The sequence below is a fragment of the Pseudomonas sp. Marseille-Q5117 genome (genome assembly GCF_946901175.1).
Lineage (GTDB): Bacteria > Pseudomonadota > Gammaproteobacteria > Pseudomonadales > Pseudomonadaceae > Aquipseudomonas > Aquipseudomonas iranensis.
On the sequence record NZ_CAMPPP010000003.1, the window covers coordinates 159,019 to 184,645 of the forward strand.

Below are 25,627 nucleotides of genomic sequence, written 5' to 3' on the forward strand. Positions count from 1 at the left end.
GTGAGCACTGTCGTGGCGAGGGGATTTATCCCCGCTGGAGTGCGAAGCGCTCCCCTGCATTTTTTCAGTTACACCGCGTTCCAGGGTCTTACGACGACTGCGTTGCCGAACGGGGATAAATCCCCTCGCCACAGCTTGTTTCCCCCTCTACCACCGCGAGGCCTATAATGCCGGCCTTTCTGCCCAACCCTTGCCCGCTTCCGGAGCCCGCATGACCCAGGATCAACTCAAACAGGCCGTGGCCCAGGCCGCTGTCGACTTCATCCTGCCGAAACTCGACGACAAGAGCATCGTCGGCGTCGGCACCGGCTCCACCGCCAACTGCTTCATCGATGCACTGGCCCAGCACAAGGGCGCGTTCGATGGCGCCGTTGCCAGCTCCGAAGCCACCGCCGCGCGCCTCAAGGGCCATGGGATTCCGGTGTATGAGCTGAATACCGTCAGCGATCTGGAGTTCTACGTCGACGGCGCCGATGAAAGCGATGCGCACCTGAACCTGATCAAGGGCGGCGGCGCCGCCCTGACCCGCGAGAAGATTGTCGCCGCCGTGGCCAAGACCTTCATCTGCATCGCCGACGCCAGCAAACTGGTGCCGGTACTCGGCGAGTTCCCGCTGCCGGTGGAAGTCATCCCGATGGCCCGCAGCCACGTTGCCCGCCAACTGGTCAAACTCGGTGGCGACCCGGTGTACCGCGAAGGCGTATTGACCGACAACGGCAACATCATCCTCGACGTGTTCAACCTGCAGATCACCAACCCGGTGGAGCTGGAAGCGCAGATCAACGCGATCGTCGGCGTGGTCACCAACGGCCTGTTCGCCGCGCGCCCGGCGGATCTGCTGTTGCTGGGCACCAGTGAAGGCGTGAAAACCCTGAAGGCTGAGTAACAGACTGCCCGAATCATGGGCAGACAAATAAACCTGTGGGAGCGAGCCTGCTCGCTCCCACAGTGTTTTGTGGTGTTGGTCAGTTTTGTGTGGGCTTCTTGAAGACGTAAAACAGATTCGGCTCGCTCACCAGGTACAACGTGCCGTCATCATCCATCGCAATCCCTTCCGCCTGCGGCACGGTTTTCTGCAAACCCTGACGCCCGCCGCTGATCGACATGGTGCTCAAGGGGCGCCCGTCGACATCCAGTTCGATAATCAACCGCGACTCGTCCGACAGTGCCAGCAAGTGCCCGCTGCGCTCGTCGTACTGCAGACTCGACAGATCACGCACGAACATCCCGGCATCGCGCTTGGGGTTGTTGATCACGTGCACCGCGTAGGTCTTGTCCGGTTTGAAATGCGGGAAGCCGTGGACCTCGTAGATCAGCATCGGGTCGCGCTCTTTGGCCACGAACAGCCGCTTGCCCACCGAGTCGTAAGCCAGCCCCTCGAAACCCTTGTTGCTGGCCATGTGCACGCCCAAGGTCATTTGCTCCGCATCTTCGGCATCGAGAAAAGTGGTGTCGGCTTCAAGGTGGATCTTGATCAGGCGTTGCTGACGCTCGTCGGTGATCACGTAGGTGTCGGCGCTGATGTACTCGACGGCTTCCGGATCGCCAAACCCCACCAGAGCGATGCGCCGCAGAATCTTGCCTTCCAGCGACAGTTCGATCAGTTCGGAATTCTTGTTGGTCACGGTGAACAGGCTTTTGCGCACCGGATCGTAGGTCAGCGCCGAGACGTCATCGTCGAGCCCGTCGATCGGTCGCGCTTCGATGATCACCCGATATTGATCCAGGCCGATCGCCTCGCTGCTCACCGGTTGCCACAGCGTGTGCAGGTTGAACCAGGCGCGCTCGAACAGGCGCAGGTATTGGCCGATCGCGAGCAACGCGATCAGGACAATCATCAACAGGACGAGGATCAGCGGTTTGGGGCGGGCAAGTCGACGCATGCAGGCAGGCTCGGATTCATGACAGGCCGATGAAATATCACGCCCGTCTGAATTGAAGCTTAATGGCCACTTGCCCCAGACCACAAGCCAACCCGTGTAGGAGCTGCCGAAGGCTGCGATCTCTTGATCTTGCTTTTGAAAGGCAAGATCAAAAGATCGCAGCCTGCGGCGGCTCCTACAGGGAAAGCATTACCGATGTTTTTCGAAGCGGTAGAACAGGTTCGGTTCGCTGACCATGTACAGCGTGCCTTCCTCATCCATGGTCATGCCTTCGGCGCGGGGGATGGTGTCTTTCAGACCGTTGAAACTGCCGAGCAACGTCATGAAGCTGACTTGCTTGCCGGCTTCGTCCAGTTCCAGCAACAGGTGCGAATCGGCGGACAACACCAGCAGATGGCCAGTGCGCGGATCGACAGCCAGCGCCGACAGGTTGCGCAGATCCAGCTGATCGCTGGCCAGTTTCTGCTTGTCGCCCTGCAGGGTCTGGCCGCCATCGCTTTTCCAGGTGAACAGCGCCGGTGGGCGTTCCTCCCCCAGAATAAGGCGCTGGTTGCGCGGATCCCAGGTGATGGCCTCAAAAGCCTTGTTCTGATCTTTCGACGGCCCAAGGTCGTATTTGGGGAAATCGGCGATGTTCAGCTCACGAGTCGCGGCATCGACCTTGACGATCGACAGCGTATGCTCACGCTCATCGACAATGGCCAGCAAACCGTTTTCCATGACCGTCAAGCCTTCCGGATTACTCCAGCCCACCAACGGCATCTTGCGCAACACGTCGCCCTGAAGCGTCAGCTCGACCAGAAAGGCATTCTTGCCCATCACCGCAAACAGGGTCCTGGTCTGCGGGTTGTAGGCCAGATCCGAAGCTTCGTCCTTTTCCATGCCCGGCAGCGGCTTGGCATCGATCACCACCTGATAATCCGGCAGCCACACGCTCTCCTTCTGCTCGGCCTTGCTCTCGAAGCGCTCCAGCACCCACAGCACGCCGCGATCATCCCAGTGCATGGCGAACGCCAGCCCATAGGCTGCGGCGATGACCAGCAACAGCCAGACATACCAGCGCAGGACGAAGCGCGAACGGGAGGGGGATTTCTGCTGAGTTGAAGATGCCATCAAGGGATGCGTTCCGTTAATTCAGGCCAAGGGTAATAGCACAAAGAGGCCGGCTGAGACGCCAGAATCGCGGGAATTATCCAGAGAGGATGTGAAAAAAACGGGAAATGGCGGGATTGGCGTGTGCATTTGCCAGCAGCAACACATTACAGATATGGAATGGCCCTTGTGGCGAGGGGATTCATCCCCGTTGGACTGCGCAGCAGGCCCCTCTTTAAGATCAAGAGGGGCCCGCTTCGCGCGCCAACGGGGCGGTGCGACGTTTCGCTAAATCCCCTCACCACAAAGCTCACCCCCCTATAAGGGGTTCTGCGGTTAGCGCACGCTGCTGCTGAAGCTGCTCGCCCCCGGCAGTTCGAGGACGATTTCATCGCCGACGTTCAGCGGGCCGACGCCCACTGGCGTGCCGGTGAGGATCACGTCGCCGGCCTGCAGCGAGAAGCAGCCGGCCATGTGCTGGATCATCGGCACGATCGGGTTGAGCATCGCGCTGCTGTTGCCGTCCTGGCGCACTTCGCCGTTGATGGTCAGGCGGATGCCGATGTCGGTCAGGTCAGCGAAGGTGCTGCCGACCACAAACGGCGCGATCACCGCTGCACCATCGAACGATTTGGCGATTTCCCAAGGCAAGCCCTTGGCTTTCAGCTCGGCCTGCTTGTCGCGCAGGGTCAGGTCCAGCGCCGGGGCGAAGCCGGAGATCGCATCGAGGACTTCTTCACGGCTCGGCTTGGTTGACAGCGGCTTGCCGATCAACACGGCGATTTCCGCTTCGTAGTGCACCGAACCACGCTCGGTCGGAATGCTGAACCCGCCTTCCAGCGGCACCACGCAACTGCCCGGCTTGATGAACAGCAGCGGCTCGGTCGGCACCGGATTGTCCAGTTCCTTGGCGTGTTCGGCGTAATTGCGGCCAATGCACACGACTTTCCCGATCGGGAAGTGAATGCGCGTGCCGTCGACGTACTGGTGCTGATAGCTCATTTACCGACTCCTGCCTTTATTGATTCAACAGAGATTACCGATCAAACCGGGAAAATCTTGCCCGGGTTCATGATGCCGTTCGGGTCGAACACTGCCTTGACCGCTTTCATGTACTCGATCTCGGCCGGCGAGCGGCTGTAGGTCAGGTAATCACGCTTGGTCATACCCACGCCGTGCTCGGCCGAGATCGAGCCGTTGTACTTCTCGACGGTTTCGAACACCCACTTGTTGACGGTGGCGCACTTGGCGAAGAACTCGTCCTTGCTCAGGTTTTCCGGCTTGAGGATGTTCAGGTGCAGATTGCCGTCGCCGATGTGGCCGAACCAGACGATTTCGAAATCCGGGTAGTGCTCGCCAACGATCGCGTCGATTTCGCGCAGGAACGCCGGCACTTTCGAGACGGTCACCGAGATGTCGTTCTTGTACGGCGTCCAGTGGGAGATGGTTTCGGAGATGTACTCGCGCAGCTTCCACAGATTGTGCAACTGGGTTTCGCTCTGGCTCATCACGCCGTCGAGCACCCAGCCCTGTTCTACGCAGTGTTCGAAGGTCTCCAGCGCGCTGTTGGCCACTTCTTCGGTGGTCGCTTCGAATTCCAGCAGGGCGTAGAACGGGCATTCGGTATCGAACGGCGCCGGCACGTCACCACGGCCCATGACCTTGGCCAGCGCCTTGTCGGAGAAGAATTCGAACGCAGTCAGGTCGAGCTTGCCCTGGAAGGCGTGCAGCACCGGCATGATCGAATCGAAATCGGCGGTGCCGAGGACCATCGCCGTGAGGTTTTTCGGCGCGCGATCGAGGCGCATGGTCGCTTCGACAACGAAACCGAGGGTGCCTTCGGCACCGATGAACAGCTGACGCAGGTCGTAACCGGTGGCGTTCTTGATCAGGTCCTTGTTCAGTTCCAACACGTCGCCCTTGCCGGTGACGACTTTCATGCCGGCCACCCAGTTGCGGGTCATGCCGTAGCGAATCACTTTGATCCCGCCGGCATTGGTGCCGATATTGCCGCCAATCTGGCTGGAACCAGCCGAGGCGAAGTCGACCGGATAGTACAGACCGTTTTCTTCGGCGACGTTCTGCAGATGCTCAGTGACCACACCCGGCTGGCACACGGCGGTGCGGTCGGTGAGGTTGACGTCGAGAATCTGGTTCATGTAATCGAACGAAACCACCACTTCGCCATTGGCCGCCACTGCTGCGGCGGACAGCCCGGTGCGCCCGCCGGATGGCACCAGCGCAATTTTGTGGGTATTGGCCCAACGCACCACGGCCTGCACTTGCTCGATGGTCTTGGGAAACACGATGGCGCTCGGCGCCGGCGCGAAATGCTTGGTCCAATCCTTGCCGTAAGTGTTCAGGGAGTCGGCGTCGGTGAGGACTTTGCCAGGCTCAACCAGGGTCTTCAGTTCATCAATCAGCACAGGATTGGTCATCGACAGAACTCTCGAACAATTCATGGTCATCCTGAGAACGCTTCACGTCGCAGGAATGAGTGTTTAGCGGGGTGGCTATGCTAGCATACCGACCCCGCAGGACAGTGCCCAAGGCCAGATCCGCGGTGACGGCTTTGTTGCCGTGCGGGTCAGCTCCAGGCTGCTCCCTCCCTGCCATTTTTCTCCGGGATACAGGTTTACGCAGATGAGCAAGACTTCTCTCGATAAGAGCAAGATCAAGTTCCTTCTTCTCGAAGGCGTCCACCAATCGGCTGTCGACGTCCTCAAGGCGGCGGGCTACACCAGCATCGAATACCTGACTGGTTCCTTGCCGGAAGCCCAGCTCAAGGAAAAGATCGCTGACGCTCACTTCATCGGCATCCGCTCGCGCACGCAACTGACCGAAGAGATCTTCGATCACGCGAAGAAACTGGTCGCGGTCGGCTGTTTCTGCATCGGCACCAACCAGGTTGACCTCAGTGCAGCCCGTGAGCGCGGTATTGCCGTGTTCAACGCGCCGTACTCCAACACCCGTTCCGTAGCCGAGCTGGTACTGGCCGAAGCGATCCTGCTGCTGCGCGGCATCCCTGAGAAGAATGCATCCTGCCACCGTGGCGGCTGGATCAAGTCCGCCGCCAACTCGTTCGAGATCCGTGGCAAGAAGCTGGGCATCGTCGGCTACGGCTCGATCGGTACGCAGCTGTCGGTGCTGGCTGAAGGCCTGGGCATGCAAGTGTTCTTCTATGACACCGTGACCAAGCTGCCACTGGGCAACGCTACGCAGGTCAACAACCTGCACGAGCTGCTGGGCATGTCCGACATCGTCACCCTGCACGTCCCGGAAACTGCGGCGACCCAGTGGATGATCGGCGAGAAGGAAATCCGTGCCATCAAGAAGGGCGGCATCCTGATCAACGCCGCACGCGGCACCGTGGTCGAGCTGGACGCCCTGGCGGACGCGATCAAGGACAAGCACCTGATCGGCGCGGCCATCGACGTGTTCCCGGTGGAACCACGCTCCAACGACGAAGAGTTCGAAAGCCCGCTGCGTGGCCTCGACAACGTGATCCTGACCCCGCACATCGGTGGCTCGACCGCCGAAGCGCAAGCCAACATCGGTCTGGAAGTAGCAGAGAAACTGGTCAAGTACAGCGACAACGGTACTTCGGTGTCGTCGGTGAACTTTCCGGAAGTGGCCCTGCCGGCTCACCCTGGCAAGCACCGCCTGCTGCACATCCACGAGAACATCCCGGGTGTGATGAGCGAGATCAACAAGGTCTTCGCCGAAAACGGCATCAACATCTCCGGTCAGTTCCTGCAGACCAACGAGAAAGTCGGCTACGTGGTGATCGACGTAGACGCCGAATACTCGGAGCTGGCGCAAGAGAAGCTGCAACACGTCAACGGTACTATCCGTAGCCGTGTTCTCTTCTGAAGAAGCAGCGGCAAGCTTCAAGCTACTAGCGGCAAGTGAACAGCGCTTTTGCTTTACCTTGCCGCTTGCAGCTAGCCACTTGAAGCTGAATTAAAAAAGGGAGCCCCGCAGGGCTCCCTTTTTTTATTTCACGTTGACCGTGATTTTTTCCGAAACGATCGATGGGTCGAACGGCATGTGGCCGCTGTCGCCGAGGATCAGTTGCAAGGTGTGTTTGCCCGGGGCCAGTTTGATCGTGGCTTCGGTCTGCGCCTTGCCGAAATGCATGTGATGGGCGTCAGTCGGGATCGGCGCGCCTTCGGCCGGCAGGTCGTCGACGTCGATCAGCAGGTGATGGTGGCCGGTGTTCTTGGTGGTGTCACCCGCCGGGGCCAGCGCGATGTTCTTGACGCCGAACTTGACCTTGAATTCCTGCGAGACGGTAGCGCCGTCCTCGGGAGAAACGATGAACACTTCAGCATCCTTCGGCGCCGGTGTCGCCGCACTGGCCAGCACCGAAACACCCATCAGCACACCGGCCAACGCTGCACGTGACATAAAGCTTTTCATTTTCTTCTCCAGTTTTTCCGTAAAATCCGCACGGTCATGACAACTTCATGACCATTCGTTGTCGAAGGCACTCGACAACCATAGCAAAGCGAGCCTGAATCAGAGCGTCGCGATAATGATTTCAAAGGAGTGACCATGCGCCTGCTGCCTGGCCTGATCTGCCTGCTACCCCTTCTGAGCCCGCTGGCTCACGCCGAACTGATTGATGACGTCAACGACCGTGGCGAGCTGCGCATAGCCCTTGAGGCTAATACACCGCCCTTCAATTACAAGGAGGGCGACACCCTCACGGGGTTCGAGGTCGAGCTTGGGCAACTTCTGGCCCAGGAGCTGGATGTACGCGCCGACTTCATCGTCACCGACCAGGGCGACCTGCTCCAGGGCGTTGAAAGCGGCAAGTACGACGTCGCGCTCAACCACATAGCACTGACACCCGAACTCAAGGATCGTTTCGACTTCAGCGAGCCGTACGGCGAGGTTGATGGGCAGTTGTTGGCGAAGAAGGACGAGACGCCGCGGCCGATGGTGCTGGTGCAGGCGTTGACCGAAGCGAAGCCGAAAGCGGCAGTGCCGGTCGAGTTGGCGATTCCCTTCCAGAAGGGCAATCCGGCGTTTCAGGCCAGCCTCAAGAGCGCGCTGGAACGGATCAAGGCGGATGGGCGGTTGGCGGCGTTGTCCGAGAAGTGGTTGAAACCGTAAGAGTCCCTCACCCTAACCCTCTCCCGGAGGGAGAGGGAACTGATCCGGGGATGCTTTAGAGGTACGCCGACTTGGGATTGCTATACCGAATCCGAAATCGACTGATCATGGCTTTGTCGAATCCCTGGTCGCCAAGGTCTTTCAGGTCGATGGACAGCGCCAGACACCTCGGTCGGCCCCCTCTCCCCCCGGGAGAGGGCTGGGGTGAGGGCAACGATGGCGGATCAGTCCAAAGCCGCCAGAGTCACCGCCGCCTCAGCCAGCTCAAGCTCACTGAAAACCCGAACCCCATGACGCTTGAGCAACGCCGCCGTCACCCCCTCGCCACTGACTCTGACCCCACTGAACGTGCCGTCATACGTCAGCAGATTCCCGCAAGAAGGACTGTTGGCCTTGAGCACCGCCACCCGAATGCCGTGCTTTTGCACCAGTTTCAGCGCTTGCCGTGCACCCTCGAGAAACTGCGCGCTGACATCCTCGCCATCGGTAGTGATCACAGCAGCAATGCCATCCAGCACCTCACCGCCCTGCCCGCCAGGAATCTCAGCCGCCGCCCGCGGCGTCGGCAATCCACCGGCCACCTCAGGACACAACGGCACCACGCGCCCTTCTTCGATCCACTGCTCAAGCAGATCAAACGGCCCGCTCGCGCCACCGTCATAGCGCACGCGACGGCCCAGCAGGCAGCGACTGACCAGGATCTTTTCCATGTTCAGAACGGCTCGTTGCCACGGCGACGGAACCAGCCAGTCAGCGACAGGCGCTCGCGATGGGCCGGCAACACTTCGTGGGGCACTTCGCCGGAGAGAAACACCACCAGACAGCCGCCGGTCGGCTGTACGTCATGCACGCGTTCCTCGCCCAGGTACATGCGCAACTGGCCACCGTCCTCCGGCAACCAGGCCTCGTTGAGATAGATCACCGCCGAGACCATGCGCCGGTCATCATCGCGAAAGCGATCAACGTGCTTGAGGTAAAACGCGCCGGGCGGGTACAGGGCGAAATGGCATTCGAAATCCTCAAGCCCCAGAAACAAGCCACGATTGAGTGCCTCGCGCAGACTGTCCATCAGGCTCAGGTAACGGTCAGTGGCGTCGGCCTGACCTGGGTCGATCCACTGGATGTGATCGCCGCGAATACCTTCGCGAATCTCCGAAAACGGCCCGCGACCGACCGCTGCCGGCGCCAGCTCACCCTCGGCTTCACGTTTACGGCACTCGGCCGCCAGCGCCCGGGTCAGATCGGCGGGCAGGAAGATGTTCTGCTGCGACCAGCCGTGTTCGGCCAGGTCGTCGACAATGCGTAACAGCAGCGGGTGTTCAGAGGATATCGGCATGGCGCGCATAGTATGCCGACGGCAACAAATCCGACAGAGCCACGCAGCGCCTTGCTACGAATTCTCGACAAGTACCGGCACCGCACGGACAATAGTCCGCTGCTGACAGGAGTCCCTATGCGCCGTTTGCTTTTTTCACTGTTGATGTTCTGCGTATTGCCCGCCTGGGCGGACGGCTTTGATCAGTTGTACAAGGTCGCCGGCTGGCCAGAACAACGCGCGCATTTCAACGATGCCCTGAGCGCCGCCCAGCAGCGCTATCAGAACAGCCTGCCGCCTGCGGTGTTTCAGGCGCTGGTCAACAACAGCAACCAGCGCTTCGCCGCGCAGGCCATGGATCAGCGTGCCGAAGCGCAACTGCGGCAGAAACTCGCCGACCCGAAACCGGCGCTGACCTTCTTCCAGTCACCGCTGGGCAAGAAAATCGTCGCCGCCGAACTGCTGGCGACCCGCCGCGATCAACTGGCCAAAAATGCCCAGGGCCTGCCGAAGATGCAGGCCAGCGACAGTCGCTTGCTGATCATCGGCCATCTCGCCCAGGCCCTGCCAGCCCGTGAGGCGGGCGCCGAGGTCAGCCTGGCGATTGCCGGCGTAGCGGCGGACAGCTTGAGTTCGATGATCCCGGGACTGCTCGGCGGTGGACAGGCACAGGGCATGTTGAACGGTCAGCGCCAGCGGCTGATGGATCAGATCGGCGCCGATCTGAACAACACGCTGCTCTATGTCTATCGCGACTTGTCGGATGAAGAGCTCGAAGAATTTGCGACATTTGCCGAGTCGACCGAGGGCAAGGCTTACTACCAGGCGGCACTGGCGGCGATTCGGGCGGGGTTGGCGGTCGGGCAGTAATGTTCGTTACCTGAAAGATCGCATTCGCGAGCAGGCTCGCTCCCACAGCTTGTAATACATTCCTCTGTGGGAGCGAGCCTGCTCGCGAAGAGGCCCTCCCAGGCACTACAGATTCCTGCCCCTGATCCGCTTGCTCAAGAATTCGAAATACTCCTCACGCATCTCCGCCGTTTCATTGGCCAGGTGATGCCGTGCCTCGGCCAGAAGCAGAATCTGCGGCCGGTCGAACTTCCATTTCAACACCTGCAAATTGTGCTGCCAGTCGACAGTCATGTCCGCCTGCCCCTGAATGATCAGCGGCCGTCGCGGACTTTTTTTCGCGTGCTCGACGCGGATGATCCAGCGCGACAGCGCGCCCACCCATTTCGTCGGCAGGCGCCTTGGCTGTAACGGATCAGCCTGCAGAAATGGCAGAAAATCCGGATCGTTGGAGTTCTCGCTGAAGCGTCGCGCGACCCCGCGTACAAACGGCCGCAGCAGGTAATAACTCAGCTGCGACCAGCCCCACGCCCTTGGTCGCACCAGCGGCGCCAGCAGAATCACCTGCCCCTGCGCCGGGCTGTTCTCGCCATGGTTGAGCAGGTGATCGACGACAATCGCGCCACCGGTGCTTTGCCCGCACAAATGCCAAGGCTGCGGCAGCGCGATCGAGTTCGCTTCAGCAAACAGCGCCTGCAACATATCCTGGTATTCAGCGAAATCACGAATGCTCGCCCGTGGCCCGCTCGACAATCCGTGCCCTGGCAAGTCACAGGCAATCACGGCGAAATCCTGATCCAGCGCCCACTCGATCAGATGCCGGTACAGGCCGATGTGATCGTAGTAACCGTGCAGCAGAAACAACGTCGCCTTGACCTTCTCCGGCCACCAGCAATGGCTGACCAGCTCGTAGCCATCGACCTCGAAACGACCCATGCCGCGCCAGACATCGCGCTCGGCGAAGTCGGTCTTGTAGAAGCGCTGATAAGCCTTCGCCTCATCCGATAACGGCTGCCACTCGGCCAATGGCTTGAGGCTCGCGCGTAAATGATCGGGGTCGAAAGTATCAGGCATGCGGACATTCCAAAGCGGTAAACGGACTTTATCGGCCTGCGATATTCATCTGTAGAGGCAGACATGGCAAGCTAGCCGGCCTTTCGAGGATCGAAAACCATGCGTTCGCCCTACCGCACCGCACTGTTCGCCAGCCTGCTCGCGCTGATCTGCGCCGGGGTGCTGTGGGCGGCATATGACTGGTTTCAGGGCCGCTATCTGCGCGCGTTCAGCGAACATACGGCGGTATTTTCCGGTGACCCGCTGCGCCTGCCGGACAACCTCGCCGGGCCGGGCAATATCCGCTTGGTGCACTTCTGGGACCCGGCCTGCCCGTGCAACGTCGGTAATCAACAGCACCTGAGCGAGATGGTCGAACAGTTCGGCCCTCGCGGCGTGGAGTTCTTCGCCGTGCAAAAGCCCGGCAGCCACGGCCAGTTACCCGCCACCCTCGCCAGCCTGAAAACCATCATCGTCCTGCCCGGCGCCGAACAGATCCCCGCCAGCCCCGCTGTGGCGATCTGGGATCGCAACGGCAAATTGGCCTACTTCGGCCCGTACAGCGAAGGCTTGACCTGCAACTCGAGCAACAGCTTTATCGAACCGATCCTGCATGCCCTGACGGAAGATCGCCCGGTCAATGCCACGCATACGCTGGCGGTGGGGTGTTATTGCCGGTGGCCGGCGGACGCGAAGTAAGGCATTCCGGACTTTTCAAGGACAGCGCTGCACCGCACAGATGCTCTGTGCTAAATGTTTGCAGCCCGACGGGCGGCCTTCCCGCCTGCACAAGGAGTCACCATGAAGCGTGCGTTGATCGTCGTTGCCTTGCTCATCGTCGTCCTGCTCGGCGCCGCTGGCGGGTATATCTACAGCAAGCAGCCGACGCGCCAGGGCCAGGTCGAGCTGCGCAACCTGCAAGGCTCGGTGACCGTGCGCTATGACGAGCGCGGTGTGCCGCATATCCGCGCCGAGAACGAAACCGACCTCTATCGCGCCCTCGGTTATGTGCACGCGCAGGATCGTCTGTTCCAGATGGAAGCCATGCGCCGCCTCGCCCGGGGCGAGCTGGCCGAAGTGCTCGGGCCGAAACTGCTCGACACCGACAAACTGTTTCGCAGCCTGCGCATCCGCGAGCGTGCGGCCAGTTACGTCGCCAGCCTCGACAAGCAGTCGCCGGCGTGGAAGGGCCTGCAAGCCTATCTGGACGGCATCAACCAATATCAGAGCAGCCACGCCGCGCCGATCGAGTTCGACGTGCTGGGCATCCCCAAGCGGCCGTTCACTGCCGAAGACAGCATCAGCGTCGCCGGTTACATGGCCTACAGCTTTGCCGCCGCGTTTCGCACCGAGCCGCTGCTGACCTACGTACGCGATCAGCTCGGCGCCGATTACCTCGATGTGTTCGATCTCGAATGGCAGGCCAAAGGCGTTCTGGCCACCGATTACACCCGGCACGCACCGGCCCTTGCCGCCGGCGACTGGCAGGACCTCACCGCCCTCGCCCGCCTCAGCGAACAGGCGCTGCTCGACAACGGCCTGCCGCAGTTCGAAGGCAGCAACGCCTGGGTGATTGCTGGCAGCCGCAGCCGGAGTGGCAAGCCGTTGCTGGCCGGCGATCCGCATATCCGCTTTTCGGTGCCGTCGGTGTGGTACGAGGCGCAGCTGTCGGCGCCGGGTTTCGAGTTGTACGGCCATCATCAGGCACTGGTGCCGTTCGCGTTTCTGGGGCACAACCTCGATTTCGGCTGGAGCCTGACCATGTTCCAGAACGACGATCTCGATCTCATCGCCGAGAAGGTCAACCCGGACAACCCCAATCAGGTCTGGTATCGCGGCCAGTGGACCGAGATGCTCGTCAGCGAACAACAGATCAATGTAAAGGGTCAGGCGCCGGTGACTCTCACCTTGCGCCAGTCCCCGCATGGGCCAATCGTCAACGACGCCCTCGGCAGTGCTGCCGGCAAGACCCCGGTTGCGATGTGGTGGGCCTTCCTCGAAACACCCAACCCAATCCTCGACGGCTTCTACCAGCTCAACCGCGCCGACACCTTGGCCAAGGCCCGCGCGGCAGCGGCCAAGGTGCAGGCGCCGGGTCTGAATCTGGTGTACGCCAACGCCAAAGGCGATATCGCCTGGTGGGCCTCGGCCCTGCTGCCCAAACGTCCGGCCGGGGTGCAACCGGGCTTCATCCTCGACGGCAGCACGCCCGAGGCGGACAAGGACGGCTACTATCCGTTCAGCGCCAACCCGCAGGAAGAGAACCCGGCGCGCGGCTATATCGTCTCGGCCAACTTCCAGCCCGTGTCGCCGACCGGCATGGAGATTCCCGGTTATTACAACCTCGCCGATCGCGGTCAGCAGCTTGACCGTCAGCTCAGCAACAACCGGGTGAAGTGGAGCAACGAGGCCAACCAGCAACTACAACTGGGCACGGCGACCGGTTACGGCCCGCGCCTGTTGGCGCCGCTGTTGCCGGTGTTGCGTGAGGTGGTCAGTGATCCGGCGCAACTGAAACTGGTCGAGCAACTGGCGCAGTGGCCTGGCGACTATCCGCTGAATTCGATCAGCGCGACGGTGTTCAACCAGTTCCTCTACGACCTTGCCGATGCGGCGATGCGCGATGAGTTGGGCAATGACTTCTTCGAAACACTGCTGTCGACGCGGGTGATCGATTCGGCGCTGCCACGCCTGGCGGCCAAGGCGGATTCACCGTGGTGGGACAATCGCAGCACGCCAGCCAAAGAAACCCGCGCCGATGTCGTGCGCACGGCGTGGGCGGCAAGCATGGCGCATCTGAAACTGACCCTCGGCGATAACGTGGCCAGTTGGCAGTGGGGCGCGGCGCACACCCTCACCCACGGCCATCCGCTGGGGCAGCAGAAGCCGCTGGATCGCCTGTTCAACGTCGGCCCGTTCGCAGCGCCGGGCAGCCACGAAGTGCCGAACAACCTCTCGGCGAAGATCGGCCCGGCGCCATGGCCGGTGACCTATGGACCGTCGACGCGACGTCTGGTGGATTTCGCCGATCCGGTGCATGGCCTGACGATCAACCCGGTCGGCCAGAGTGGCGTGCCTTTGGACACTCACTATGACGACCAGGCCGAGGCGTATGTGGAGGGGATTTATGTGCAGGCGCATTTCAGTGAGGAAGAGGTGCTGGCGAATACGCGCAGTACGTTGAAGCTGTTGCCTGCGCGCAAGCCCTGAAGAGCCCCTCACCCTAGCCCTCTCCCAGAGGGAGAGGGGACCGATTGGGGGATATTCATGAGAAACGCCGACGTGAAAGATTGGCGCCGAATCCATAATCGATAAGGTCTTTCAGGTCGATGTAACACGCCAGACACTGCAGTCGGCTCCCTCTCCCTCTGGGAGAGGGCTGGGGTGAGGGCTTTCGAGCTCAAGCCCGGATCAAACATTCAGCGCAAAATTCAGCCGAAACTGCTGCGGCGTCACGCCTAATCTGCGGTTGAACACACTGCGCATATGCTGCGCATCACGAAACCCGCACTGATAGGCCACGGTCTTCAGCGGCGCCGTGGTGCTTTCCAGCATGACCCGCGCCGCATCCACCCGCGCCCGTTCGACAAACTCCGCCGGGGTCACTTTCGCTTCCCGCGCAAACACCCGGGAGAAATTGCGCGCACTCATGTTCGCCGCATTGGCCAGATCGGCGATCGTCAGATCGCCAGTGAGATTGGCCTGCACATACAACTGCACCAACGCCACCGCTGACGTCGGCTCGGCATGCGGCGTGAGGAACGGGCTGAACTGTGATTGCCCGCCCGAGCGCTGGGTGAACACCACCAGCCGTTTCGCCACACTCAGCGCCACCTCGGCACCGTGCTCGCGCGCCAGCAGGTACAGCGACAGATCGATGCCCGCCGTAACTCCGGCCGAGGTGTAGAGCGTGCCGTCCTCGACATACAGGCGATCCGCCTCGACCCGCGTGGTCGGGCACAAATGCGCCAACGCCCCGGCATCGTTCCAGTGCGTGGTGACAGTGCGCCCCTCGAGCAAACCGGCGCGGGCGAGCATGAACGCGCCATTGCAGATCGAGCCGAAACGCCGGGCGCGGCCACAGGCATCGCGCAGCCAGGCGTCGAACGTCGGGCCGAAATCCATGAATGGCAATTGCGGGCCGCCGGCGACCAGCAACAGGTCGGGGCTATCCGTTGCTTCGCTGAAGTGGCAGTGAGCGTTCAGGCTCATGCCGTTGGAACAGGCCATCGGCCCGTGCTCGACGCCGATCACTTGCAAGCGATAGTGATCTTGCGGCGCAAGAAAGCGGTTGGCTTCGGCGAACACGTCCATGGGGCCGCTGACGTCCAGTGACTGCACGCCGGGGAACACCACAATGGCGACGGATTTGTTCATGGCTCAAACGTCCTCAATACCTGTGACAAACACACAAACCTGTGGGAGCGAGCCTGCTCGCGAAGAGGCCGTCACACGCAACATAGCTGTCGAATGACACACCGCCTTCGCGAGCAGGCTCGCTCCCACATGGGCCGTGCCTGGCTTGTTGCCCGGGTCACCCTAGCCAATCCACACCCGACAAGCGAGCCTGGCACGATTTGCAGGTGGATTGGCAAGGATCGCAGCCATGCCTCGATTGTTCGCTATGCGCGCCGGGAACAGACTTTCTCCAGCAGCGCCACCACGGCGTTTTGACGAGGAAACCGTTATGACCAGCACCATCGCCGGCATCAAGATCCCTGACAGCGCCCTCGCCCGGGCCAGCACCGAATACATCCGCGACATCGAATCCGAACTGCTTTATCACCACTCGCGCCGGGTGTTTCTGTTCGGTGCCTTGAGCGGCGAGCGCCAGCAATTGGCCTACAACCCGGAGCTGCTGTATGTCGGCGCGATGTTCCACGACCTTGGTCTGGTCGCAGGTCATCGCAGCGATGACGAGCGCTTCGAAGTGGACGGCGCAAATGCCGCCGCAGCCTTTCTCAAACCGTACGGGCTGAGCGACGACGATATCGAGCAGGTGTGGCTGTCGATCGCATTGCACACCACGCCGGGCGTGCCCAGGCATCTGCGCCCGACCGTCGCGCTGGTGACCGCCGGGGTGGAGATGGACGTGCTGGGCATGGACTACGCGGCGTTCAGCAGCGTGCAGCGCGAAGCCGTGGTGCATGCGCATCCACGTGGGGAAGGTTTCAAGGAGTGCATCATCTGCGCGTTCGCCGACGGCTTGCGTCATCGCCCGCAGACCACGTTTGGCAATGTGAAGACTGATGTGCTGGTGGATCAGGAGCCGGGGTTCAAACCGATGAATTTCGTCGAGGTCATCCGCCAGTCTCCCTGGATTGCTTAAAACCAGATTTGGAACTGGGCCCTGTGGCGAGGGGATTTATCCCCGCTGGGTTGCGAAGCGACCCTCAAAAAAAAAGGCCTGCTGCGCAGTCCATCGGGGATAAATCCCCTCACCACAAAAGCCCGCTCCCACATTTTGATTTGGGTTGGCCTCGGGAATGAAACCAACCCGCCGGCTCACACAGTCTGTGGCGCAGGCGCGCGACGTGCGTCCGGTTGCTTCCACGAATCAGCCGCGCTTTCTTCGATGGCTTGCTGGATGGCTTTCTTGCGGGCTTCTTCGGCGCGGCGGCTGAAGAACCAGACGAGGAAGGTCACCAGCGACACCGCCAGCAGAATCAGGCTGGCCACGGCGTTGATTTCCGGTTTCACACCTAGGCGCACGGCCGAGAACACTTCCATCGGCAGCGTCGTCGAACCCGGGCCGGACACGAAGCTCGCCAGCACCAGGTCATCCAGCGACAGCGCGAACGACATCATCCCGCCCGCCGCCAGCGACGGCGCGATCATCGGGATGGTGATCAGGAAGAACACCTTCCACGGCCGCGCGCCCAGGTCCATCGCCGCCTCTTCGATCGACAGGTCCAGCTCACGCAAGCGCGCCGACACCACCACCGCCACATACGCCGCGCAGAACGTGGTGTGGGCGATCCAGATGGTGACGATGCCGCGCTCCTGCGGCCAGCCGATCATCTGCGCCATGGCCACGAACAGCAGCAACAGCGACAGACCGGTGATCACTTCCGGCATCACCAACGGCGCAGTCACCAGGCCACCGAACATCGTGCGGCCCTTGAAGCGGGTGATACGGGTCAGCACGAACGCTGCCAGGGTACCCAGTGCCACCGCAGCAACCGCCGTGTAGCAGGCGATTTCCAGCGAGCGCAGCACCGAGCCCATCAGTTGCGAGTTGTCGAGCAGGCCGACGTACCACTTCACCGACCAGCCGCCCCACACCGTCACCAGTTTCGAGGCGTTGAACGAGTAGATCACCAGGATCAGCATCGGCAGATAGATGAAGATCAGACCCAATACCAGCATCAGGCTGGAGAAACGGAAGCGTTTCATTCTTTACCCTCCATTTCCTTGGCCTGACTGCGGTTGAACAGAATGATCGGCACAATCAGGATCGCCAGCATCACCACCGCCAGCGCGGACGCCACCGGCCAGTCGCGGTTGTTGAAGAATTCTTGCCACAGCACCTTACCGATCATCAGGGTTTCCGGGCCGCCGAGCAGTTCCGGGATTACGAACTCGCCGACCACCGGAATGAACACCAGCATGCAGCCGGCAATGATGCCGTTCTTGGACAGCGGAATGGTGATCTTCCAGAAGCTGTTGAAGGTGCTCGAACCCAGATCAGACGCGGCTTCCAGCAGACTCTGATCGTGTTTGACCAGGTTGGCGTACAGCGGCAGGATCATGAACGGCAGGTACGAATAGACAATCCCGATGTACACCGCCAGGTTGGTATTGAGAATCTGCAGCGGCTCGTCGATCAGGCCCATGCTCATCAGGAAGCCGTTGAGCAGGCCGTTGTTGCTGAGGATGCCCATCCACGCGTAGACGCGGATCAGGATCGCCGTCCAGGTCGGCATCATGATCAGCAGCACCAGCACCGTTTGCAGCTCTTTGCGCGCGCTGGCGATGGCGTAGGCCATCGGATAACCGATCAGCAGGCAGAGCACGGTGCTGATAAAGGCCATTTTCAGCGAGCCGAGATAGGCGGCGATGTACAGCTCGTCGTCGCCGAGCATCGCGTAGTTGCCCAGGTTCAGCAGCAGTTGCAGCTTCTGCTCGGCGTAGGTGTAGATCTCGGTGTACGGCGGGATCGCCACGTCGGCTTCGGCGAAACTGATCTTCAGAACGATGAAGAACGGCAGCATGAAGAACAGGAACAGCCAGATGAACGGCACCCCGATGACCATTTGCCGGCCATTGGGGATGATTCGGTTCATGCGGCGTTTGAATTTGCGCATGTTCATGAGCGAAGTACCACGCCGCTGTCGTCTTCCCACCACACGTAGACCTGATCGCCCCAGGTCGGACGCGCGCCGCGACGTTCGGCGTTGGCGACGAACGACTGCACCAGTTTGCCGCTCGGCAATTCGACGTAGAACACCGAGTGCCCGCCCAGATAAGCGATGTCGTGGACCTTGCCGCTCGACCAGTTGTACTCGCAGGTCGGCATGTCGGCGGTGACCAGCAGTTTTTCCGGGCGAATCGCGTAGGTGACCGACTTGTCCTGCACCGAGGTGCTGATGCCGTGGCCGACGTAGATCTGCCGGTCGAGGTCCTTGCAGGTGATGGTCGCGTGGCCTTCGGCGTCGTCGATCACTTCGCCTTCGAAGATGTTGACGTTGCCGATGAATTCGCAGACCAGACGGCTGGTCGGGGTTTCGTAGATGTCGATCGGGCTACCAATCTGCGCGATCCAACCGAGGTGCATGATCGCGATGCGCTCGGCCATGGTCATGGCCTCTTCCTGGTCGTGGGTCACCATCACGCAGGTCACGCCGACGCGCTCGATGATTTCCACCAGTTCCAGTTGCATCTGCGAACGCAGTTTCTTGTCCAGTGCGCCCATCGGTTCGTCGAGCAGCAACAGCTTCGGGCGCTTGGCCAGCGAGCGAGCCAGGGCCACACGCTGACGCTGACCGCCGGACAGTTGATGCGGCTTGCGCTTGGCGTACTGGCTCATCTGCACCAGCTTGAGCATCTCGGCCACGCGGGCGTCGATTTCAGCCTTGGGAATCTTGTCCTGCTGCAGGCCGAAGGCAATGTTCTGCGCCACGGTCATGTGCGGGAACAAAGCGTAAGACTGGAACATCATGTTGATCGGACGGTCGTACGGCGGCATGTCGGTGATGTCGACGCCGTCGAGGAAAATCCGCCCTTCCGTGGGCCGTTCGAAGCCTGCGAGCATCCGTAGCAAGGTGGATTTGCCCGATCCCGAACCGCCGAGCAGGGCAAAAATTTCGCCCTTCTTGATTTCCAGGGACACGTCGTCCACGGCAATCGTCTCGTCGAACTTCTTCGTGACCCGGTCGATTTTGACCAGCACCTGTTTTGGTGTCTGGTCGCCCTCGAGGGCTTTCTTGTAGGCGCCGGAGGCAACTGCCATTTACGAAACTCCCAACAGAAGCAGCAGTTCGCCCCGCAAGACGAACCCTGGATAGTTTGTGCGTTATTTGCCCGACTTGACCTTGGTCCAGCTGCGGGTCATCAAACGCTGAATATTGGCTGGCAACTCGGTCGACACGTAGGTCTTGTCGAGGACTGCTTGCGGTGGGTAAACCGCTTCATCGGTGCGAATGGATTGTTCCATCAGCTTGTCCGAACCCGGGTTGGGGTTGGCGTAACCGACGTAATCACTGACCTGGGCGATCACCTCAGGTTTCAGCAAATAGTTGATGAAGGCGTGGGCTTCCTTGACGTTGGACGAATCCTTGGGGATCGCCAGCATGTCGAACCACAGCGCGCCGCCCTCTTTCGGAATCGAATAGGCGATGTTGACGCCCTTCTTGGCTTCCTCGGCACGGTTCTTCGCCTGGAAGATATCGCCGGAGAAACCGATGGCCACGCAGATGTCGCCGTTGGCCAGATCGCCGATGTACTTCGAGGAATGGAAATAGGTCACGTATGGACGCACCGCGAGCAACTTGGCGGTGGCCTTTTCATAGTCTTTGGTGTTGGTGCTGTTGGCGTTCAGGCCCAGGTAATTGAGCATGGTCGGCATCATTTCATCAGCCGAATCGAGGAACGCGACACCGCAGCTGTGCAGCTTCTTGATGTTTTCAGGCTCGAACAGCACGGCCCAGGAATCGATCTTGTCGATACCGAGCACGGCTTTGACTTTGTCGACGTTGTAGCCGATGCCGTTGGTGCCCCACAGATACGGCACAGCGTAGAGGTTGCCGGGGTCGTTCTGTTCCAGGCGCTTGAGCAGCACCGGGTCGAGGTTGGAATAATTCGGCAGTTGCGCCTTGTCGAGCTTCTGGAACGCGCCCGCCTTGATCTGCTTGCCAAGGAAGTGGTTCGACGGCACGACCACGTCGTAACCGGTGCGCCCGGCGAGCAGCTTGCCTTCCAGGGTTTCGTTGGAGTCGAAAACGTCGTAGACCGGTTTGATCCCGGTCTCTTTCTCGAAGTCGGCCAGGGTCGATTCGCCGATGTAATCGGACCAGTTATAAATATGCACCGTACCGGCGGCCTGGGCTCCGACAGCGATTGTCAGGCCGGCAGCGGCCAGCAGGGCTTTGCGCAAAGAAGAAAATACAGGCAAGTGGAGGTCCTCTAAATTGATTGGGCCCAAGTTGCCCCGCGCTGCATGACAGCCATGGCTGCCCGACAACAAAACCGGCGCGCAACTTACCCTCGAAAAACCGATCCAGCAAAACTTTCTGTCATTTAATTATCCGCTGGCCGCCGTCGCGACGACGACGGCCAGTGGTTGTGGCGACAAACCGGCTTATTTGCCCGATTTGATCTTGGTCCAGCTGCGGGTGATCAGACGCAGTGTGGCGGCGTCCAGATCGCTGATCGCATAGAGTTGCTTCTTCACGTCAGCCGAAGGATAGATGCTCGGGTCGCTGGTGATGTCCTTGTCCACCATAGGCGTCGCCGCCTTGTTGCCGTTCGGGAAACGCACGGCGTTGGTGATGCCGGCCATCACTTGCGGCTCCATCAGGTAGTTCATGAACTTGTAGGCGGCTTCGACGTTTTCGGCATCCTTGGGAATGGCGACCATGTCGTAGAAAGTACCGGCGCCTTCTTTCGGAATGGTGTAGGCCAGCTTGACCTTGTCACCGGCTTCCTGAGCGCGGGTCTTGGATTGCTCCAGGTCACCCGAGTAACCGACGGCGACGCAGATGTTGCCGTTGGCCAGGTCGGAGATGTACTTGGAAGAGTGGAAGTAGGCGACCGAAGGACGGATCTTCAGGAACAGATCTTCGGCGGCTTTCAGATCAGCCTTGTCCTTGCTGTTGGTCGGCTTGCCCAGATAGTGCAATGCCGCCGGAATCATTTCGGTCGGGGCATCGAGGAAGCTCACGCCGCAGCTTTTGAGTTTCTCGATGTTTTCCGGCTTGAACACCACGTCCCACGAATCGATCTTGTCGATGCCCAGTGCAGCCTTGACCTTGGCCGGGTTGTAACCGATGCCGATCGAGCCCCACATGTACGGGAAGGCGTGCTTGTTGCCCTGGTCGCTGGCATCGCCAACGGCCTTGAGCAGGTCTTCGTCGAGGTTTTTCCAGTTTGGCAGCTTGGACTTGTCCAGCTCCTGGTAAACGCCGGCCTTGATCTGCTTGGCGAGGAAATTGTTGGAAGGCACCACGATGTCGTAACCGGACTTGCCGGCCAGCAGCTTGGCTTCCAGGGTTTCGTTACTGTCGAAGACGTCGTAGACGACTTTGATCCCGGTGGCTTTTTCGAAGTTGGCCACGGTGTCCGGCGCGATGTAGTCGGACCAGTTGTAGACGTGCAGCACCTTGTCGTCCGCGTGCACCGCACCCGCCATCATGCCCGCCATGGACAGCGCGAGCAGAGTCTTGCCAGCTAGCTTTTTACCTAATGCCTTCATGCGTCATGCTCCAAGTTTTTCTTTTTTGAACCACTTTGTTCAGCGGCCGAACCCGGACAACTGGAACCGCGGCTAGTCTGGCAAGATCCGAGGCGGTCTTTCAACAAAAGACCAGCCTTTCTGACAGCTTTGAGCGAGTGCGCCGCAGCTCCCCCGCTCAAAGCCTAGCACCTAGGCCTGCAGCGCACCGAGGGTCAGGTCCAGACACTTGCGTGCCTTTGTAACCAGCTCATCGATCTCCGCTTTGCTGATCACCAGCGGCGGCGCAATGATCATGGTGTCGCCCACCGCGCGCATGATCAGGCCGTTGTCGAAGCAGAACTGCCGGCAAATCATGCCGACGCCCTTGCCCTCGTAACGCTTGCGCGTGGCCTTGTCCTGCACCAGCTCGATCGCCCCCAGCAGACCGACGCCGCGAACTTCACCCACCAACGGGTGATCGTTCAGCTCGCGCAGACGTTTCTGCAAATACGGTGCCGTTTCGTTGTGAGCGTTCTCGATAATTTTTTCGTCGCGCAGGATGCGGATGTTTTCCAGGCCCACCGCGGCTGCCACCGGGTGGCCGGAGTAAGTGAAGCCATGGTTGAAATCGCCGCCTTCATTGAGCACGGCCACCACCGAATCACGCACGATCAACCCGCCCATCGGGATGTAGCCGGAGGTCAGGCCCTTGGCGATGGTCATCATGTCGGGTTTGAGGTCGTAGAAATCGCTACCGAACCACTCACCGGTACGGCCGAAACCGCAGATCACTTCATCGGCAACGAAAAGGATGTCGTACTTGGCGAGGATTTCCTTGATGCGCGGCCAGTAGGTATCGGGCGGGATGATCACGCCACCGGCACCCTGGATCGGCTCGGCAATAAAGGCACCGACGTTGTCGACGCCGACCTCGAGAATCTTCTCTTCGAGCTGATTGGCCGCCCAGATGCCGAATTCTTCCGCCGACATGTCACCGCCTTCGGCGAACCAGTATGGCTGCGCGATGTGGACGATGCCCGGAATCGGCAGGTCGCCCTGCTCGTGCATATAGGTCATGCCGCCGAGGCTCGCGCCGGCCACGGTCGAACCGTGATAACCGTTCTTGCGGCTGATGATGACTTTCTTGTTCGGCTGGCCTTTGATCGCCCAGTAGTGGCGGACCATGCGCAGCATGGTGTCGTTGCCTTCGGAGCCGGAACCGGTGAAGAACACGTGGTTCATGCCTTCCGGCGCCACGTCGGCAATCGCCTTGGCCAGTTCCAGCGCCGGCGGGTGGGCGGTCTGGAAGAACAGGTTGTAGTAAGGCAGTTCGCGCATCTGTTTGGCGGCGGCATCGGCCAGCTCATCGCGACCGTAACCGATCGCCACGCACCAGAGGCCGGCCATGCCGTCGAGGATCTTGTTGCCTTCGCTGTCCCACAGATAAACGCCCTTGGCGTTGGTGATGATCCGCGGGCCTTTCTCTTTCAGTTGCTTGAAGTCGCTGAACGGTGCCAGGTGGTGATCGCTGCTCAGCGCTTGCCACTCACGGGTTTGCGGGTTGTTGCTGGTCATGCCAATTCTCCTTGTTATCGGTGAAGGCGCGACGGCTGGCCGCCGCGCCCGGCGCATCAGACGGCGAAGAGCAGGTACTCACGCTCCCAGGAACTGATCACGCGCTTGAAGTTTTCATGCTCGGCCCGCTTGACCGCGACGTAGCCGGTGATGAAGGTCTTGCCGAGGTACTTCTCGATGGTCGCGCTGTTTTCCATACGCTCCAGCGCGTCCTCGATGGTCAGCGGCAGGCGCAGGTTGCGGCGCTCGTAACCACGGCCGACCACAGGCGCGCTCGGGTTCAGGCCCTCGACCATGCCGATGTAACCGCAGAGCAGGCTCGCGGCAATCGCCAGGTACGGGTTGGCGTCAGCGCCCGGCAGACGGTTTTCCACGCGGCGGTTCTGCGGGCCGGCATCCGGTACGCGCAGGCCGACGGTACGGTTCTCTTCGCCCCACTCGACGTTCACCGGTGCCGAAGTGTCCGGGAGGAAGCGGCGGAACGAGTTGACGTTCGGCGCGAACAGCGGCAACAGCTCGGGAATCAGTTTCTGCAGACCACCGATGTGGTGCAGGAACAACTGGCTCATGGTCCCGTCTTCGTTGGAGAAGACGTTCTTGCCGGTCTGAATGTCGATGATGCTCTGGTGCAGGTGCATGGCGCTGCCAGGCTCGCCGGTCATCGGCTTGGCCATGAACGTCGCCGCCACGTCGTGCTTGAGCGCGGCTTCGCGCATGGTGCGCTTGAACACCAGAATCTGATCGGCCAGCGACAGGGCGTCACCGTGACGGAAGTTGATTTCCATCTGCGCTGTGCCGTCTTCGTGGATCAGCGTATCGAGGTCCAGCTCCTGCAATTCGCACCAGTCGTAGACATCTTCGAACAGCGGGTCGAATTCGTTCGCCGCTTCAATGGAGAACGACTGCCGGCCGATTTCCGGACGGCCCGAGCGGCCGATCGGCGGCTGCAACGGATAGTCGGGGTCGTCGCTGCGCTTGGTCAGGTAGAACTCCATTTCCGGCGCCACGATCGGCTGCCAGCCCTTGTCGGCATACAGCTTCAAGACTTTCTTGAGGACGTTGCGTGGCGACAGCTCGATCGGGTTGCCTTGCTTGTCGTAGGTGTCGTGGATCACCTGCGCGGTCGGCTCGATGGCCCACGGCACCAGGTACACGGCGTTCTGGTCGGGGCGGCAGATCATGTCGATGTCGGCCGGGTCGAGCAGTTCGTAATAGATGTCGTCTTCGACGTAGTCGCCGGTCACGGTCTGCAGCAGCACGCTCTCCGGCAGACGCATGCCTTTCTCGGCGATGAACTTGTTGGTCGGCGAAATCTTGCCCCGGGTAATACCGGTCAAGTCGCCGATCATGCATTCGACTTCTGTGATCTTGCGGTCTTTCAACCAATCGGTGAGCTGGTCGAGGTTGTTACTCATAAATGCCTCTGGGCTGAGTCTCCTGACGCGATGTCAGGCAATTTTGACGCTTGCGGCGTCGCGTTAAAGGGGGCTTGCTCGCGCAGTGCCGGCTTACGCCTGGCACCGCGCATAGACAATGAAAGAGGAGCTTACCTGCCCTTGACGCTGGCGTTGCATTTCCCGTGCACTTTGCAAACGTGCAGAATCACAAGCATGACGCTGAGTGCGGCACGGGCTTTGAGAGGGAAAGAGTTCTATAGTGAAAGGAGACGCCATAAAGCGGATGCTGTGCCCGACGTCCAGAATATCGGACGCTGCCGTTTTGCCGGATGTTGGCGAGCGTGTCGTCAACAGGCTGCGCGCCTTGCTGGCTGCGCTACGGACGGATTGATCGCCACTGATGTGATGAGCATGCAGACCGGACTGTTGCGAGCAGTCGGTGATGCCGATTAACGGCAGGCGAGACATG

At 60.6% G+C, this 25,627-nt stretch carries 24 protein-coding genes; 7 read left to right on the forward strand and 17 right to left on the reverse strand.

What is annotated here, in order from left to right:
* The first annotated feature begins 211 nt into the window (after positions 1 to 211).
* Positions 212 to 886 carry a ribose-5-phosphate isomerase RpiA gene (gene rpiA / locus OC605_RS06565; protein WP_007913886.1) on the forward strand — a complete coding sequence of 225 codons (675 nt, stop codon included), beginning with the start codon at positions 212 to 214 and terminating at the stop codon, positions 884 to 886.
* A gap of 79 nt (positions 887 to 965) precedes the next feature.
* Here the strand turns inward: rpiA and OC605_RS06570 are convergent, their stop codons facing one another.
* From OC605_RS06570 to OC605_RS06585, 4 genes are all read right to left on the reverse strand, one after another.
* The gene (locus OC605_RS06570; protein WP_262136553.1) at positions 966 to 1,883 is read right to left on the reverse strand and encodes an SdiA-regulated domain-containing protein; all 918 of its coding nucleotides are present in this window, start codon (positions 1,881 to 1,883) and stop codon (positions 966 to 968) included.
* Between the two features lie 189 nt (positions 1,884 to 2,072).
* Positions 2,073 to 2,996: an SdiA-regulated domain-containing protein gene (locus OC605_RS06575; protein ID WP_136493139.1), complete on the reverse strand. Its 924-nt coding sequence runs from the start codon at positions 2,994 to 2,996 to the stop codon at positions 2,073 to 2,075.
* Positions 2,997 to 3,311: 315 nt separating this feature from the next.
* Entirely contained in the window at positions 3,312 to 3,977 is a 666-nt protein-coding gene (locus OC605_RS06580; RefSeq protein WP_024014705.1) for a fumarylacetoacetate hydrolase family protein, read from the reverse strand.
* Between the two features lie 41 nt (positions 3,978 to 4,018).
* Positions 4,019 to 5,413 (reverse strand): FAD-binding oxidoreductase, encoded by a 1,395-nt coding sequence (locus tag OC605_RS06585; protein ID WP_262136554.1) that lies wholly within the window; start codon positions 5,411 to 5,413, stop codon positions 4,019 to 4,021.
* A 205-nt stretch (positions 5,414 to 5,618) separates the two neighbouring features.
* Here OC605_RS06585 and serA point away from each other — a divergent pair, with 205 nt between their 5' ends.
* Positions 5,619 to 6,848 carry a phosphoglycerate dehydrogenase gene (gene serA, locus OC605_RS06590; protein ID WP_024014707.1) on the forward strand — a complete coding sequence of 410 codons (1,230 nt, stop codon included), beginning with the start codon at positions 5,619 to 5,621 and terminating at the stop codon, positions 6,846 to 6,848.
* A 123-nt stretch (positions 6,849 to 6,971) separates the two neighbouring features.
* Here serA and OC605_RS06595 read toward each other — a convergent pair whose 3' ends face one another.
* A complete protein-coding gene (locus OC605_RS06595; RefSeq protein WP_039757489.1) occupies positions 6,972 to 7,397 on the reverse strand; it encodes a DUF4399 domain-containing protein in 426 nt (141 codons plus the stop codon).
* A 135-nt stretch (positions 7,398 to 7,532) separates the two neighbouring features.
* Between OC605_RS06595 and OC605_RS06600 the strand changes: the two genes are divergently transcribed.
* Entirely contained in the window at positions 7,533 to 8,096 is a 564-nt protein-coding gene (locus tag OC605_RS06600) for a transporter substrate-binding domain-containing protein (protein WP_262136555.1), read from the forward strand.
* 224 nt (positions 8,097 to 8,320) lie between these two features.
* Here the strand turns inward: OC605_RS06600 and OC605_RS06605 are convergent, their stop codons facing one another.
* Together OC605_RS06605 and OC605_RS06610 are read right to left on the reverse strand one after the other, a co-directional pair.
* Positions 8,321 to 8,806 (reverse strand): DUF523 domain-containing protein, encoded by a 486-nt coding sequence (locus OC605_RS06605; protein WP_262136556.1) that lies wholly within the window; start codon positions 8,804 to 8,806, stop codon positions 8,321 to 8,323.
* A gap of 2 nt (positions 8,807 to 8,808) precedes the next feature.
* A complete protein-coding gene (locus OC605_RS06610) occupies positions 8,809 to 9,441 on the reverse strand; it encodes a 2OG-Fe(II) oxygenase (protein ID WP_122692359.1) in 633 nt (210 codons plus the stop codon).
* A 108-nt stretch (positions 9,442 to 9,549) separates the two neighbouring features.
* Between OC605_RS06610 and OC605_RS06615 the strand changes: the two genes are divergently transcribed.
* The gene (locus OC605_RS06615) at positions 9,550 to 10,281 is read left to right on the forward strand and encodes a DUF2059 domain-containing protein (RefSeq protein ID WP_123441772.1); all 732 of its coding nucleotides are present in this window, start codon (positions 9,550 to 9,552) and stop codon (positions 10,279 to 10,281) included.
* A gap of 105 nt (positions 10,282 to 10,386) precedes the next feature.
* Here the strand turns inward: OC605_RS06615 and OC605_RS06620 are convergent, their stop codons facing one another.
* Entirely contained in the window at positions 10,387 to 11,334 is a 948-nt protein-coding gene (locus tag OC605_RS06620) for an alpha/beta hydrolase (protein ID WP_262136557.1), read from the reverse strand.
* Between the two features lie 99 nt (positions 11,335 to 11,433).
* On the opposite strand from OC605_RS06620, the gene OC605_RS06625 reads away from it, so the two are divergent.
* Both OC605_RS06625 and OC605_RS06630 read left to right on the forward strand, forming a co-directional pair.
* On the forward strand, positions 11,434 to 12,012 hold the full coding sequence (locus OC605_RS06625) for a DUF6436 domain-containing protein (protein WP_186569346.1): 579 nt from the start codon (positions 11,434 to 11,436) through the stop codon (positions 12,010 to 12,012).
* 102 nt (positions 12,013 to 12,114) lie between these two features.
* The gene (locus OC605_RS06630) at positions 12,115 to 14,523 is read left to right on the forward strand and encodes a penicillin acylase family protein (protein ID WP_262136558.1); all 2,409 of its coding nucleotides are present in this window, start codon (positions 12,115 to 12,117) and stop codon (positions 14,521 to 14,523) included.
* 201 nt (positions 14,524 to 14,724) lie between these two features.
* On the opposite strand, the gene OC605_RS06635 is transcribed toward OC605_RS06630, so the two are convergent.
* Positions 14,725 to 15,690, reverse strand: a complete 966-nt coding sequence (locus OC605_RS06635) for a GlxA family transcriptional regulator (protein ID WP_262136559.1) — start codon at positions 15,688 to 15,690, stop codon at positions 14,725 to 14,727.
* Positions 15,691 to 16,000: 310 nt separating this feature from the next.
* Here OC605_RS06635 and OC605_RS06640 point away from each other — a divergent pair, with 310 nt between their 5' ends.
* Positions 16,001 to 16,642, forward strand: coding sequence for an HD domain-containing protein (locus OC605_RS06640; protein WP_262136560.1), 642 nt, complete (start codon positions 16,001 to 16,003; stop codon positions 16,640 to 16,642).
* A gap of 176 nt (positions 16,643 to 16,818) precedes the next feature.
* Here the strand turns inward: OC605_RS06640 and OC605_RS06645 are convergent, their stop codons facing one another.
* The 8 genes from OC605_RS06645 to OC605_RS28130 all read right to left on the reverse strand — a co-directional run bounded on the left by OC605_RS06645 (position 16,819) and on the right by OC605_RS28130 (position 25,626).
* Entirely contained in the window at positions 16,819 to 17,709 is an 891-nt protein-coding gene (locus OC605_RS06645) for an ABC transporter permease subunit (protein ID WP_262136561.1), read from the reverse strand.
* On the reverse strand, positions 17,706 to 18,587 hold the full coding sequence (locus OC605_RS06650; protein WP_262136673.1) for an ABC transporter permease subunit: 882 nt from the start codon (positions 18,585 to 18,587) through the stop codon (positions 17,706 to 17,708). Before OC605_RS06650 ends, OC605_RS06645 begins: the two co-directional genes overlap by 4 nt.
* 35 nt (positions 18,588 to 18,622) lie before the next feature.
* Complete coding sequence (locus OC605_RS06655; RefSeq protein ID WP_016772662.1) at positions 18,623 to 19,765, reverse strand: ABC transporter ATP-binding protein; 1,143 nt, start codon at positions 19,763 to 19,765, stop codon at positions 18,623 to 18,625.
* Positions 19,766 to 19,828: 63 nt separating this feature from the next.
* Complete coding sequence (locus OC605_RS06660; protein ID WP_038860901.1) at positions 19,829 to 20,926, reverse strand: polyamine ABC transporter substrate-binding protein; 1,098 nt, start codon at positions 20,924 to 20,926, stop codon at positions 19,829 to 19,831.
* A gap of 186 nt (positions 20,927 to 21,112) precedes the next feature.
* Entirely contained in the window at positions 21,113 to 22,225 is a 1,113-nt protein-coding gene (locus tag OC605_RS06665) for a polyamine ABC transporter substrate-binding protein (RefSeq protein WP_262136562.1), read from the reverse strand.
* Positions 22,226 to 22,396: 171 nt separating this feature from the next.
* Complete coding sequence (locus OC605_RS06670) at positions 22,397 to 23,761, reverse strand: aspartate aminotransferase family protein (RefSeq protein WP_262136563.1); 1,365 nt, start codon at positions 23,759 to 23,761, stop codon at positions 22,397 to 22,399.
* 56 nt (positions 23,762 to 23,817) lie between these two features.
* Positions 23,818 to 25,176 carry a glutamine synthetase family protein gene (locus OC605_RS06675; protein WP_016772658.1) on the reverse strand — a complete coding sequence of 453 codons (1,359 nt, stop codon included), beginning with the start codon at positions 25,174 to 25,176 and terminating at the stop codon, positions 23,818 to 23,820.
* Positions 25,177 to 25,269: 93 nt separating this feature from the next.
* Positions 25,270 to 25,626 carry a glutamine amidotransferase gene (locus tag OC605_RS28130; RefSeq protein WP_404939047.1) on the reverse strand — a complete coding sequence of 119 codons (357 nt, stop codon included), beginning with the start codon at positions 25,624 to 25,626 and terminating at the stop codon, positions 25,270 to 25,272.
* Position 25,627: the final 1 nt, after the last annotated feature.